Raw genomic sequence first — 12,733 nt, 5'->3', positions numbered from 1 at the left:
GAGCAACTGCCGTGCCGTCGCCCAACCCAGCGTTTTTCGAGGGAAGAAAGGCCGGAGTCCTTTCTGGGAAATGGAAACGACTGACTTTTTTTCAGCCCGGGCCCAGGCAGTTCCGCCCTCTTTCCTGCCCTCCGGTGCCACGCCCACCCCCGCGCGCGTCAGGCGTGGGACGAAGCGGTCCGACGCTGGGACAGCGCGGCACCGTCCACACAGGGGTGGATGTGCGAGGACCGGGCAGGATTCAGGAGCGGAGGGACCCTGACGCGGGGCCGCCCGGGAAGGAGGGGGCCATCCAGGCGTCAGGGGGGACCTTCACCGGACGGCGCCTGCCCTCGAGGGCGGCGCGCATCCGTCACGACACGACAGCGGCTACTTGGACGGCGGCACCAGCGCGAGGATGAGCTCGCCGCCCACGTGCTTGCCGGCCTTCTGGTACACGGCGCCCTGGCGTCCCAGCTCCACCTCCACGGAGGACTGGTTCGGGATGATGACGCGCAGCGTGGCGCTGCCGTCCTTCATGCCCAGGAGCTGGAGCGACGCGTTCGTCCCGTTGGGGAGCTTCACTTCCGTGGGCTTCTGGGCGCCCACCTCCACCGTGTCCAGGGACATGCGCTTGAAGGACGTGAAGCTGAAGTTCTGCTTCTGGAACGCCTCCTTCATCTTGTTGAGTTCCGGCGGGTCCACCACCGTGCCCTTGTTGGAGGCCAGCACCACCTCCACCTGCACCTTCACCTTCTGCTCCTGGGCGGAGGCCACCGCCGGCCCCAGCACCAGGCCCACGGCGAACAGCAGTGCCAGCACCGCCCACGTCGGCTTCGTCATAGCGCTCCTCCGGTGGGCCGGGGCGGGACGGACGGAGCCGGCGACGGCTGCCCTTCCTCGTCCTGCGGCTCCGTGCTCGATTCGTCGGGGTTCGTCACGCCCGGCTTCTTCTGCCCGGCGGCGTCCTTCGCGGGCTCGGGGGCCTGCTCCTGCTCGTCCACCATCCAGATGATGGAGCCGCCGCCCTCCGTCTCCATCACCACCGGGGCCACGCGGGCGCCCTGGTAGGACTGGATGGACTTCACCGTCATGCGCTCGGCGGCGTAGCCCTCCGGCGCGTTGTCGCGCAGCACCAGCGGCAGGGCCACCAGCAGCACCACCGCGGCGGTGGCCAGCGACGAAATCATCGCGGTGCGCTGGTAGAGGAACATCTCCGACAGGGCCAGCCGCATCCGTTCAATAAGGGGCGGCTTCTCCGGCGTCACCCGGGCCATGACCTTCTGGGCGAAGTCCTTGAAGTCGACGTCGTCCACCGCCATGTCCAGGCCAACCCGGAGCAACCCGGACTCCGCGCGCAGGTCCGCCGCGCGGCCCGTGCAATCCCGGCAGGCGGCGAGGTGCCGCTCCACGTTGACGCGCTCCCCAGGAGCGAGTTCACCGTCGATGTAGGGAGACAGGAGCGGTACGAAACGCTCACACGCGGGATTTCCGGCCATACTCTTCACCCTGCGGGCTGGTGGGAATTCGTCGGTGGGGACGCGACGGGACCCTCGGATATTCGAGGAGGCCTTTCTGGCATCCTCATTCGTTGCCCACCCCGCTCTTGGCTTCGTCCAGCTCCAGGTAATCCCCCAGGATTTTCTGCACCTTGGCGCGCGCGTGGAAGAGCCGGCTCATCACCGTGCCCTTGGGGATGTCCAGCGTGCGGGCGAGGTCCTCGTAGGACATGCCCTCAATCTCGCGCAGCAGGAGGATGGCGCGGTGCTTCTCCGGCACCGTGGCCAGGGCCTCTTGAATCTTCTCCGCCAGCTCCTTGCGCAGGGCGCTCTTCTGGGGGTTCGTCCCCAGGCGGCTGCCCAGCGCGCCGATGCGGGCCTCGGAGAGGTCCACGTCCTGCGTCTCGTCGAACTCCACGGGCTCGCCGCCGCCGCGGCGCTTGCGCAGCACGTCGATGCAGATGTTCGACGTGATGCGGTAGAGCCACGTGTAGAAGGACGCGTCGCCCTTGAAGTGGTCCAGGTACTTGTAGACCTTGACGAACGCCTCCTGGGAGACGTCCATCGCCTCCTCCTTGTCCTTCAGCATTCCGAGCGCGACGGCATACACCTTGCGCTGGTAACGCTCGACGAGGAGCTTGAAGGCGCGCTGGTCCCCGCTGCGGACGCGCTTGACGAGTGTGAGGTCGTCGGTGGCCAAGTGCGCGGCACCGTAGCACAGGCCGCGCCAACCCCAACGTTTTCGACGCGCCCCGTCGCTCCTAGAGGGAGCTGACGAGCGCGATGGCGGCCAGCGCCAGGCCCACCATGGCCAGGACCGCCCCGAAGACCATGCGGTCCCACTGGGCCTGGGTGAGGGAGGAGTCCTCCGTGTCCTCTCCGGCCCGGAAGGCGTGGAGCACGTTCCAGAACATCCGCCCGCCCAGCCGCCGGTCCGTGCGGTCGCGGTCGTGGGGGTCGTCGTTCTGGAGGCCCTGCCCGTGGGCGTCCCGGCGCACGAAGGGGCCCGGCAGGGGCTGGTAGAGGCCCGGGGTGAGCGGGGCGGCCTGCTCGGAGTGGCGCACGTCGGGCGGGGGCTCCAGCCGGACGGCGTCCGCGCGCTCGCGGGCCTCCTCCGGGGAGGGCGCGTCCATCACCCACATCCCGGCCTCCACGCCGTTCTGTCCGGTGTGCGCGTCCTGGAGCCCGGCGAAGCCCTGATCCTTGAGCGCCTGGGCGAAGGCGGCCTGGCCCTCGGGCGTGGGGGGAAAACGGGCGGCGGCCTCCGCGTAGGCGGCGAAGAAGGTCCACAGGCGGGCCACCCGGTCCGACGAGGGCAGCGACGCGGGCCGCACCTGCGCGGCCAGCAGCGCCCCGTCCGACGCGAAGCGCTTGCCCAGCGCGAGCTGGCCTTCGAGGTTCCGCAGGTCGGAGGGGATGAGCGACTCCACGTCCAGCACCGGCCCGCGCGCCTCGCCCGCGCCCAGGTAGGGGCTGGCGGTGGTGGGGGCGGAGCCGGGCGTGCGGAAGCCGTCGCCGGCCTTGCGCCGGGGCGCCGGGGTGGCCGTGCCGGAGGACTCGAAGCCCGTGCCGGCGTCCGCGCGGGGTGCCCGTCCCGTGCCGCCGCCCCGCTCCGTGCGCGGGGGGAGCGGGCCCCGGTTGGGGACGCCCACGCGGGTCGAGCGTGCGCCCACGTCCCGGGGCTCGGCGTCCGCGCCCTCCGCGCCGTCCTCCGGAAGCCCGCCCGTCTCCAGGCCCTCGCCGCCGGGCTCCAGGCCTTCGCCGCCCGGAAGCCCGTGCTCTCCAGGTTCCAGGGGCGCGCCGCCGTCCGCCTCCGGGGGCAGCCCCACGGGCGGAGCGCCGATGCGGGTGCGGTCCCCGGGCGAGGTGGTGGGGGTGGAGGTCTCCATCCCGTCATCGCGGAACGGAGACGCCGGCGACGGCCCCGTGGGCGCCGAGGGTCCACCGCCGGAGCGGGGACCACCGGAGCCGGGAGGACCGCCCACGCGGGGGCCGCGGATGTCGCCGACGTTTCCCATCACGGGGGATTCTCTCACATTGAGAACCCCGAGTTGCATGGGGGGCTACTCGCCCTCGTGCTCCACCTCCACGGGGGTCGTCATCCCGTTGGCATCCAGACGGACGCGGTACACGGCGTTGAGGCCGTCGCCGTCCGTGTCCGCGCGGGCGAAGCAGGACACCTCCGGCTCACCCACGGGGCTCTCCTCCACGCGCACCTCGTACTGGAGGTGCACGGCGGGGCCGGGGTCGAAGCCGATGTGGTGGAAGGCCTCGTGGTCCTTCGGGAAGGGCACGGCCTCACCGCGCTGGGGCACGGGCACGGGATAGGGCGCGATGGTCACGTAGTCCCCGTGCTCGTCGCGGAAGCCCTGCACCGCGTCGCACAGCGCCAGCACCTGGACGCGGGCCTCGCTGGCCACCTGCTCCGGTGGGGCGACGCCACGGCCCCGCATCTCCGACAGCCGGGTGATGAACAGGGCGGTGGCGGCCACCGCCGCGAACACGGTGATGGCGATGCCCATGCGCACGCCCTTGTTTCGCGGACGCGCGGGCTGCCCAGGCTCCGGAGCCATCAGGCCCACTCCCTCGGGTTGCGCAGCACCTCCACCAGCCGGGCCTCCGGCGTGCCGGGCTCCGGGTGGTGGTCGTAGCGCCAGCGCACGCGCGGGGGCAGCGACATGAGGATGGACTCCGTGCGCCCCTGCGTCTCCAGGCCGAAGATGGTGCCCCGGTCGTAGACGAGGTTGAACTCCACGTAGCGGCCCCGGCGCACCTCCTGCCAGAAGCGCTGCGCCTCCGTCACCGGCGTGTCCTTGTGCTTCTTCGCGATGGGCAGGTACGCGGGGATGAAGCTGTTGCCGCACGCCTGCACGAAGGCGAACTCGCGCTCCAGGTCGCCGCCCATGTTCTCGAAGAAGAGGCCGCCCACGCCGCGCGCCTCACCGCGGTGGCGCAGGTGGAAGTACTGGTCGCACGCGGCCTTGAAGCGCGGGTAGTACGAGGGGTCGTGCGCGTCGCACGCGGCCTTGTGCACGCGGTGGAAGTGCGCCGCGTCCTCTTCGTCCAGGTAGTACGGCGTCAGGTCCGCGCCGCCGCCGAACCACGCGCGGCTGCCCTGCTGGATGAAGCGGTAGTTGGCGTGCACGGTGGGCACGTGCGGGCTTCTGGGGTGCAGCACCAGCGACAGTCCGCCGGCCCAGAAGGTGCGGCCCTCGCCCTGGAGCTTCTTCGCGAAGGCCTCTTCCAGCTCGCCGTGGACGATGGAGGTGTTGACGCCCGCCTTCTCCAGGACGGCGCCCTCCTCCAGCACGCGGCTGCGGCCACCGCCGCCGCCCGGGCGGCTCCACGCGTCCTCGCGGAAGCGGCCCTTGCCGTCCAGTTCCTCCAGCGCTCCGCAGATGTCGTCCTGGAGCTTCTGGATGAAGGCGGCCATGCGCCCCTTCAAGCCCTCCACGTCCACCGTCGCCGTCATGCCCGTTGTCTCCCTGTCTCGGGTTGAACGGGCGGACACACTACTAGGGGCCCTGGGCGGACGGGGCCTCGAAGTCCACCGGGGGCGTGGATGGCGCCAGGTTGCCTGCCGCGTCGAAGGCCTCGATGCGCGCGCGGTAGCTGCGCCCGTCCTCCAGCGAGAACGCGCCACCGCACGCCTCATGGCCCAGATAAGCCGTGTTGCCCTGGACGGGCAGCAGGTACTGCTGGGGGCTCACGCCCAGCCGGCGCGGGGACAGCTTCACCACCAGGAAGGCGGGGCTCTCCTCGCGCAGGGACAGGTTGAGCTTCACGAACCGCGCGATGCCCTGGGGAGAACGGCGCACGAAGCCCTCCGACACGGCGGGGCGCTTCACCCACTTGGGGGCCTTCGCGTCCGGCCCCTTGCCGCTCAGCCACGAGGGCTGCGCGCCCACCTGGCCATTGAGGAGCGCGACGTTGGGGAGCACCTCCTGCAGGTTCAGGAAGTAGCGCTTGTCGGGCCGCATCGGCTCCGCGAGCTTGAGGATGATGGTCGCGCGGCCCAGCGAACTCTCCCAGCCCTTGGTGACCTTGAGCTTCACCTCATGGTCGGTGGAGACCAGCTTGAGCGGCTTGCCCACCAGCGCCAGCACCGGCGACTTCGCGGTGCCCACGCCTTCCAGCAGCAGGCGCATGTTGGTGGGGACGATGCCGCCGGGCGCGGGATACAGCTGCACCCCGTCCCCGGTGCACTGGGCGGAGGCGTTGGCGGCGGACAGCAGGGCGGCGGCGAACACGAGGGCTCGGAACACGATGCCGCGCAGTGTGCGCCGGGAACGCCGCGAGGGAAAGTCCTGGAGGACCCGCCCCTTCAGTGCCGGGGGCCTTCGTCCTCGTCCAGGACGATGGTGCCGAAGCGCGCCTCGTAGCGCTGCACGTTGTCCTGGAGGGCCTTCAAGAGCCGCTTCGCGTGGCGCGGGCTGGTGATGATGCGCGAGCGGACGCGGGCCAGGGGCTGCTGCGGCTGGACGTAGAGGAAGTCCAGCACGAACTCCGAGTCGGTGTGGTTCACCAGGACCAGGTTGCTGTACTGGCCATTGGACACCTCTTCGGTCATCTGCACCTGGAGCTGCACTTCAGGGGGCTTCGTCGGAGTGTCGGCCATGAGTCAGGCGGCATAGCGCCTGGGGCCCGCCGTGGCCAGTGTCCTCCCTGTGAGCACGCGCTGGCGGGACATCGACGGAGAGTCCACGGCGCCCTTCGCCCTGGGGCACGGTCAGGACGCCTGCCTGCTGCTCCATGGCTTCACCGGCAGCCCGTGGGAGGTGCGTCCCCTGGGCGAGGCCCTGGCCGCGCGAGGCATGCGCGTGGTGGCGCCCAGGCTTCCGGGCCACGGCACCACGCCGGAGGCGATGCTGGGCGTGGGCTTCCGCGACTGGCAGGCCTGCGCGGACCAGGCGCTGGCGTCGCTGTCCGGGTACCGCCGCGTGTTCGTCGCGGGACTGTCCATGGGCGCGCTCCTGGCGCTGCGGCTGGCCGCGCACCAACCGGAGGCCGTGCACGCCCTCGCGCTGGTGGCGCCCGCGGTGCGCTTCAAGGGCGCGCGCATGGCGCTGGTGCGCCAGCTGTGCCGCACGCCGCTCCTGGAGTGGACGACGCCGTGGGTGGACAAGGGCGGCACGGACATCTCCGACCCCGCGGCGCTGGCCCAGGCGCCGGTGCTGCCGGCGTTCCCGGTGGCCCGGCTGCGCGACCTGTGCAGGCTGCAGGACCTGGCGCTGGCGGACGCGCCCCGGGTGCGCTGTCCGGTGCTGGTGGCCACCGCGAACCAGGACCACGTGGTGGACCCGGAGGGCGGGCGCTTTCTCGCGCGGCGGATGAAGGCGTGTCCCTCGGTGCGGCACGTGGCCTATCCAGAGGGCTTCCACATCATCCCGCGCGACGTGTGCGGGGCGCGGCTCGCGCGGGAAGTCGGGGACTTCTTCCAGCCGTGGGATGCGGAGGAGGACTTCAGGAGCGCACCGGATTGGGCGGGGCAAGACGCGCCACCGCCGTGAGCAGCTCTACGGCATCCAGCGGCTTGGTGACGAAGGCGCTGAAGCCGGCGCGCAGGGCCCGGTCGCGGTCCTCGCGGCGCGCGGCGGCGGTGACGGCGAGCGCGGGCACGCCGCCTCCGGACTCCCAGGGCAGCGCGCGCAGCCGGTACAGCAGCGAATAGCCGTCCTCGCCGGCCAGGGCCACGTCCGTCACCAGCACCGTGGGCGGGGAGCGGCGCACTTCATCCATGGCGTCGGTGACGTTGGTGGCGGTGAGCACGTGCGCGCCCACGCGGGTGAGCAGCACGGACATCCACTCGCGCGCGTCCGGCTGGCCGTCCACCACCAGCACGCGCTGGCCCTCCAGCTCCGGGAAGCGCGGCAGCGTCAGGCCCTCCACGGAGCGCGGCTCGCGCGCGGAGCCCGGGGCCGTGCCCACGCGTGAGCGCGGCAGCACGACGGTGAACGTGGCGCCCTTGCCCGGCCCGTCGCTGGCGGCCGACACGGTGCCGCCGTGCAGCTCCACCAGGTGCCGCACGATGGACAGGCCCAGGCCCAGGCCTCCGTGCTGGCGGCTCACGCTGGTGTCCGCCTGCTGGAAGCGCTGGAAGAGGAAGGGCAGGAAGCTGGCCGGGATGCCCTCGCCGTCGTCGCGCACCACCAGCTCCGCGCCCTCGCCGCGCGTGCGCGCGGACACCGTCACGTGGCCGCCGGCCGGGGTGAACTTGATGGCGTTGGAGAGCAGGTTCCACACCACCTGCTGCAGCCGGTCCGGGTCGCCGAACAGCGGCACGCCGTCCGCGTCCACGGAGACCTTGAGCGTCACCTCGCGCGCGAGCGCCGTGGGCCGCACGGCATCCAGCGCCGCCTCCACCACGCAGCCCAACTCCAGCGGCACCGGCTCCAGGCGCAGGCGGCCGTTGGCGATGCGGCTGATGTCGAGCAGGTCCTCGATGAGCTGCCGTTGCGCGCGGGCGTTGCGCTCGATGGCCTCCACCGCGCGCTGGCGCTTGTCTTCACCCAACAGGCCCTGCCGCAGCATCTGCGACCAGCCGAGGATGGACGTGAGCGGCGTGCGCAGCTCATGGGACACCGTGGCGAGGAACGCGTCCTTGGCGCGGCTGGCGGCCTCCGCGGCGCCGCGGGCCTCGCGCTCCTCGTCGTACAGCCGCGCCCGGTCCAGCGCCTGCGCGCACAGGCGGCCCACCGTCAGCAGGAAGGCGCGCTCCTGGGCGTCGAAGCCGCGCGCGTCGCCGAAGCCCAGCCCCAGCGCGCCGAACACGCGCCCACCGCTCACCAGCGGCACGGACGCCCACGCCGCCAGGGGCCGCTCGCGCGATAACCAGGCGAGCCTCGGGTAGCGCGCCATGCACTCCGTCCATGAGCCCAATGCGCAGGGCTCGCGCGTGCGCGTCACGTCCGTGAGGGGACAGGTGGCGGAGACCTCGAAGCGCTGCCAGCCCTCCAGCTCGCCGGGAGAGAAGCCGTGCGCGGCGGCGCGCTCGAAGACGTCCAGGGCCGCGCTGGCGGGCACCACCACCAGGCCGGTGAGGGCCCCCATGGCGAGCGCCCCTTCGCGCGCGGCCACCTCCACCACCTGCGCGGGGGTGAGCGCTTCGGAGAGCGCGGCGGTCATCGCTTGAAGGCGCTCGGTGCGCCAGGCGGCGGCGGTCCACGCGGCGCGGCGGGTGCGCACGAGCTCCGTCACGTCCACCGCGAAGGCGAGCACGCCCTCCACCGCCCCCCTCGCGTCGCGGCGTGGCAGCAGCGAGAGATTGAAGAAGAGTTCTTCATCGGCGGGGCGCGCGCGGGCAGAGGCCTCGCGCAGGTGCAGGGCCTCTCCGGTGGTGAAGACGCGGTCCCAGGCGTCGTGCCAGCCGGGGCCTTCCAGTTGGGGACAGGCCTCGCGCAGCGGGATGCCCACCTGGCCGCGCGTGTCGAGCAGCGTCAGACGCGTCGCGGTGCTGAACTCGATGAGGTGGCCAGGGCCGCGGTAGAGGCCGAAGAAGGCAGGCAGCTGCTGAAGCAGCTCATGCAGCGGCGAGGGCACACCGCCGGACGCCGCGACCCACCCGGCCTGGGCTTCATTCATGTGTGTGGCCCCCCCTACCCCGGCGCGGAAGACAAGGCCTCCGGCGGGAAGAGACGGACATCAAACACCGGGACGTGCCGGGACGCACGAAAAGCAAGTGGGACAACCTGACAGGTGTCATGGGCTGAGCGCTCCCTGGCGCTGCTGGCGTCCAGTAGCGGGCATCCCTCCGGGTGGGACGAGGAAACGCTCCCGGACGCCGGGCATCGGCTATGTCGGATGCCCGGCATGCCCTCCTCTCCTCCTGATTCGCGGCCCCTCGTCGAACTGCGCGCCGTCACCAAGTCCTACGCGGAGGGCGACTCCGTGCGCGAGGTGCTCTCCGGCGCGACGCTCGCCCTGCACCGGGGCGAGTTCGTGGTGCTGCTGGGCCGCAGCGGCTCCGGCAAGTCCACGCTGCTCAACCTCATCAGCGGCATCGACCAGGCGACGCACGGCGAAATCCTGGTGGAGGGCCGCGACCTGGGGCGCATGCCGGAGCGGGACCGCACGCTGCTGCGCCGCGAGCGCATCGGCTTCATCTTCCAGGCCTTCAACCTGCTGCCCACGCTGACGGTGGAGGAGAACGTGCGGCTGCCGCTGGAGCTGCTGGGCCGCTCGGCCGCGGAGGCCGGCGCGCGGGCGCGGGAGCTGCTGGGACGTGTGGGGTTGGGGGCTCGCGCGAGCAGCTTCCCGGACCGCCTCTCCGGTGGCGAGCAGCAGCGCGTGGCGGTGGCGCGCGCCCTGGCCCACGCGCCGCCGCTGCTGCTGGCGGACGAGCCCACGGGCAACCTGGACGAGGAGACGGGCGGCCAGGTGTTGGACCTGCTGGAAGGGCTCACCCGGCAGGGCCACGCGTGCGCGCTCATCGTCACGCACGAGCCCGCGATGGCGGAGCGCGCGGACCGCGTGCTGACCATGGAGAACGGACGGCTGGTGGAGCGCCCCGGCGGCGCGAGCGGCCGGAGGACGCCATGAGGGGGCTGCTCGCGCGCTCCAGCCTGCGGCACCTGGGCGGGCACCCGTGGCTCACGGCGCTGTCGCTGCTGGGCATCGCGATGGGCGTGGCGGTGGTGGTGTCCATCGACCTGGCGAGCGGCAGCGCGCTGCGCGCCTTCGAGCAGTCCACGGACGTCGTCGCGGGCCGCGCCACGCATCAAATCACCGGCGGCACGTCCGGCCTGCCGGAGGGCGTCTACACGGCGCTGAAGCTGCGGCCGGACGCACCGGACGCGGCGCCCGTGGTGCAGGGCTATGTGCAGGTGGAGGCCGGCAACCACCGCACGCTCACGCTGCTGGGGTTGGACCCTTTCGCGGAGGCCCCCTTCCGGGACTTCTCCACCGGAGGCGCGGTGGGCGACGTGGGCACGCTGCTCACCCGGCCCGGCACGGTGGTGATGGGCGCGAAGACGGCGCGGAGCCTGGGCGTGAAGGCCGGGGACACGCTGCCGGTGACGGTGACGGGGCTTCGCCGGGAGCTGCGCGTGTCGGCCCTGCTGACGCCCTCGCAGGAGACGACGGAGCGCGCGCTGGAGTCGCTGCTCCTCGCGGACATCTCCACCGCGCAGGAGGTGCTGGGCATGGAGGGCCGGCTGACGCGCGTGGACCTGCGCTTGAAGGGCGGAGAGGCGCAGGCCGCGTCGCTCAAGGCCGCATTGCCGCCGGGCGCCGAGCTGGTCCAGACGTCCGGGCGCGCGGGCACGGTGGAGCAGATGACGCGCGCGTTCCGCACCAACCTCACCGCGCTGTCGCTGCTGGCGCTCGTGGTGGGGATGTTCCTCATCTACAACACGATGACGTTCTCCGTGGTGCAGCGGCGCGGGATGCTGGGCCGCCTGCGCGCGGTGGGCGTGACGCGCGGCGAATTGTTCGCGGTGGTGCTGGGCGAGGCCCTGATGCTGGGCATCGTGGGCACCGCGGCGGGGCTGCTGCTGGGCATCCTGATGGCCAGCGGCCTGGTGGGCCTCATCACCCGCACCATCAATGACCTGTACTTCGTGGTGAACGTGCGGCGTCTGTCGTTGGAGCCGTTCACGCTGATCAAGGGCCTGAGCCTGGGCCTGGGCGCGACGGTGCTGGCCGCGCTGGTGCCCGCGTGGGAGGCGGCGCGGGCGGCACCGGTGACGGCGCTGCGGCGCTCCACGGTGGAGGACGTGTCGCGCAACCGCGCGCCCAGGCTGGCGGTGCTCGGGGTCGTCATCCTGGCCATCTCGGCGGCGGTGCTCGCGTGGCCGACCCAGGCGCTCTTGCCCGCGTACACGGGGCTCTTCGGCGTGCTGCTGGGCAGCGCGCTGCTGGTGCCCTGGGTGACGGAGAAGCTGACGAGGGCGGCGGCGAGGCCCCTGGGCGCGATGTTCGGCCCATTGGGACGCATGGCCGCGCGCGGCGTGACGGCGAGCCTGTCGCGCACGGCGGTCGCGCTGGCGGCGCTGATGGTCGCGGTGGCGACGACGGTGGGCGTGGGCCTGATGGTGTCCAGCTTCCGGGGCACGGTGGCCGCGTGGCTGGAGTCGGCGCTGCAGGCGGACGTGTTCGTGTCGCCGCCGTCACTGGTGGCTCGGCGCGGGGACTCCTCGTTGGTGCCGGGGCTCGCGGAGAAGCTGCGGTCCACGCCGGGCGTCGAGGCGAGCGGATCCATCCGGGTCATCCACGTGCGCATCAACGAAGTGGACACGGACCTGCTGGCGGTGGACTTCGCGAAGGGCCATGAGCGGACGTACCGCTTCAAGGAGGGACGCGCGGAGGACGTGTGGCGGCAGCTGGACGCGTCCACGGACGCGCTCATCGTGTCGGAGCCCTTCGCGTTCCACCGGAACGTGCACGCGGGCGACACGCTGCGCGTCGCCACCGACAAGGGACCGCACGACTTCCGCGTGGCGGGCGTGTACTTCGACTACGGCTCGGACGTGGGGACGGTGCTGATGCCGCGCGCCACGTATGAACACTGGTACGAGGACCGGGGCGTGTCCGGCCTGTCCCTCTTCGCCGCGCCCGGGCAGGACGTGGACGAGCTGGTGGCCCGCGTGCGCGACCGCGCGGGCGGTGAGCAGGCCTTGAATGTCCGTGCGAACCGGGCGCTGCGGCAGGCGTCGATGGAGGTGTTCGACCGGACCTTCACCATCACGCAGGTGCTGCGCCTGCTGGCCATTGGCGTCGCGTTCGTGGGCGTGCTGAGCGCGCTGATGTCGCTGCAGCTGGAGCGGGCGCGCGAGTTCGCCGTGCTGCGCGCGACGGGGCTCACGCCGGGACAGCTGTGGGGCATGGTGTCGCTGCAGACGGGCCTGTTGGGATTGCTGGCGGGGTTGTTCTCCATCCCGCTGGGGCTGGCGTTGGCCTACGTGCTGGTGCACGTCATCAACCAGCGCTCGTTCGGGTGGACGTTGCAGCTGGTGGTGGCGCCCGGTGTGGTGGGACAGGCATTGGTGCTGGCCATGGTGGCGGCGGCGCTCGCGGGGCTGTACCCGGCGTGGCGCATGGCGCGCGCGAACCCGGCCATGGCGCTGCGGGAGGAGTGAGGCATGGGGCGGGGACTCGTCATCGGGGTGGTGTTGGTGCTCGCCGCGCTGGGCGTGGCGGTGGGCGTGGTGCTGCGTGAGACGGAGGACGCGGGCTCCACGAACTCGAGCGGCATGACAGTCGCGTCCGCGATGGGCGGCAAGGGCGGCACGGAGGGCTTCGCGCGCGCGATGGAGCCC

Annotated in this window: 12 protein-coding genes; 3 read left to right on the top strand and 9 right to left on the bottom strand. The window is 72.3% G+C overall.

Annotated features, from left to right (window positions below):
- Window positions 1–369: 369 nt before the first annotated feature.
- The 8 genes from D7X55_RS24705 to D7X55_RS24670 all read right to left on the bottom strand — a co-directional run bounded on the left by D7X55_RS24705 (window position 370) and on the right by D7X55_RS24670 (window position 6,096).
- Entirely contained in the window at window positions 370–822 is a 453-nt protein-coding gene (locus tag D7X55_RS24705) for a hypothetical protein (protein WP_120547080.1), read from the bottom strand.
- The gene (locus D7X55_RS24700; protein WP_120547081.1) at window positions 819–1,478 is read right to left on the bottom strand and encodes an anti-sigma factor; all 660 of its coding nucleotides are present in this window, start codon (window positions 1,476–1,478) and stop codon (window positions 819–821) included. Before D7X55_RS24700 ends, D7X55_RS24705 begins: the two co-directional genes overlap by 4 nt.
- 85 nt (window positions 1,479–1,563) lie before the next feature.
- Window positions 1,564–2,178 carry an RNA polymerase sigma factor gene (locus D7X55_RS24695; RefSeq protein WP_014400131.1) on the bottom strand — a complete coding sequence of 205 codons (615 nt, stop codon included), beginning with the start codon at window positions 2,176–2,178 and terminating at the stop codon, window positions 1,564–1,566.
- Between the two features lie 61 nt (window positions 2,179–2,239).
- On the bottom strand, window positions 2,240–3,499 hold the full coding sequence (locus D7X55_RS24690; protein WP_158626417.1) for a hypothetical protein: 1,260 nt from the start codon (window positions 3,497–3,499) through the stop codon (window positions 2,240–2,242).
- 42 nt (window positions 3,500–3,541) lie between these two features.
- The gene (locus D7X55_RS24685; protein WP_121724364.1) at window positions 3,542–4,051 is read right to left on the bottom strand and encodes a hypothetical protein; all 510 of its coding nucleotides are present in this window, start codon (window positions 4,049–4,051) and stop codon (window positions 3,542–3,544) included.
- Entirely contained in the window at window positions 4,051–4,950 is a 900-nt protein-coding gene (gene hemF, locus D7X55_RS24680; RefSeq protein ID WP_120547084.1) for an oxygen-dependent coproporphyrinogen oxidase, read from the bottom strand. The genes D7X55_RS24685 and hemF overlap by 1 nt, the downstream gene beginning before the upstream one ends.
- A gap of 43 nt (window positions 4,951–4,993) precedes the next feature.
- The gene (locus D7X55_RS24675; protein WP_370450201.1) at window positions 4,994–5,746 is read right to left on the bottom strand and encodes a hypothetical protein; all 753 of its coding nucleotides are present in this window, start codon (window positions 5,744–5,746) and stop codon (window positions 4,994–4,996) included.
- Window positions 5,747–5,802: 56 nt separating this feature from the next.
- On the bottom strand, window positions 5,803–6,096 hold the full coding sequence (locus D7X55_RS24670; RefSeq protein ID WP_121724362.1) for a DUF3467 domain-containing protein: 294 nt from the start codon (window positions 6,094–6,096) through the stop codon (window positions 5,803–5,805).
- Between the two features lie 70 nt (window positions 6,097–6,166).
- Here D7X55_RS24670 and D7X55_RS24665 point away from each other — a divergent pair, with 70 nt between their 5' ends.
- Complete coding sequence (locus D7X55_RS24665) at window positions 6,167–6,988, top strand: carboxylesterase (RefSeq protein ID WP_233610039.1); 822 nt, start codon at window positions 6,167–6,169, stop codon at window positions 6,986–6,988.
- Here the strand turns inward: D7X55_RS24665 and D7X55_RS24660 are convergent.
- Complete coding sequence (locus tag D7X55_RS24660; RefSeq protein WP_121724360.1) at window positions 6,942–9,059, bottom strand: ATP-binding protein; 2,118 nt, start codon at window positions 9,057–9,059, stop codon at window positions 6,942–6,944. The two genes, D7X55_RS24665 and D7X55_RS24660, sit on opposite strands and share 47 nt — an antisense overlap.
- Window positions 9,060–9,287: 228 nt before the next feature.
- Here D7X55_RS24660 and D7X55_RS24655 point away from each other — a divergent pair, with 228 nt between their 5' ends.
- Both D7X55_RS24655 and D7X55_RS24650 read left to right on the top strand, forming a co-directional pair.
- A complete protein-coding gene (locus tag D7X55_RS24655) occupies window positions 9,288–10,016 on the top strand; it encodes an ABC transporter ATP-binding protein (RefSeq protein WP_120547116.1) in 729 nt (242 codons plus the stop codon).
- Window positions 10,013–12,553, top strand: a complete 2,541-nt coding sequence (locus tag D7X55_RS24650; protein WP_121724359.1) for an FtsX-like permease family protein — start codon at window positions 10,013–10,015, stop codon at window positions 12,551–12,553. Before D7X55_RS24655 ends, D7X55_RS24650 begins: the two co-directional genes overlap by 4 nt.
- Window positions 12,554–12,733: the final 180 nt, after the last annotated feature.

The organism is Corallococcus sp. AB049A, from assembly GCF_003668885.1.
GTDB lineage: Bacteria > Myxococcota > Myxococcia > Myxococcales > Myxococcaceae > Corallococcus > Corallococcus interemptor.
This window is presented reverse-complemented; position numbering and strand designations above follow the sequence as displayed.

What these genes read in the sequence shown, in the direction of transcription:
- D7X55_RS24650 (WP_121724359.1), top strand. Translation starts at nt 10,013, where the DNA reads ATGAGGGGGCTGCTCGCGCGCTCCAGCCTGCGGCACCTGGGCGGGCAC.
- D7X55_RS24700 (WP_120547081.1), bottom strand. Translation starts at nt 1,478, where the DNA reads ATGGCCGGAAATCCCGCGTGTGAGCGTTTCGTACCGCTCCTGTCTCCC.
- D7X55_RS24705 (WP_120547080.1), bottom strand. Translation starts at nt 822, where the DNA reads ATGACGAAGCCGACGTGGGCGGTGCTGGCACTGCTGTTCGCCGTGGGC.
- hemF (WP_120547084.1), bottom strand. Translation starts at nt 4,950, where the DNA reads ATGACGGCGACGGTGGACGTGGAGGGCTTGAAGGGGCGCATGGCCGCC.
- D7X55_RS24655 (WP_120547116.1), top strand. Translation starts at nt 9,288, where the DNA reads ATGCCCTCCTCTCCTCCTGATTCGCGGCCCCTCGTCGAACTGCGCGCC.
- D7X55_RS24685 (WP_121724364.1), bottom strand. Translation starts at nt 4,051, where the DNA reads ATGGCTCCGGAGCCTGGGCAGCCCGCGCGTCCGCGAAACAAGGGCGTG.
- D7X55_RS24660 (WP_121724360.1), bottom strand. Translation starts at nt 9,059, where the DNA reads ATGAATGAAGCCCAGGCCGGGTGGGTCGCGGCGTCCGGCGGTGTGCCC.
- D7X55_RS24670 (WP_121724362.1), bottom strand. Translation starts at nt 6,096, where the DNA reads ATGGCCGACACTCCGACGAAGCCCCCTGAAGTGCAGCTCCAGGTGCAG.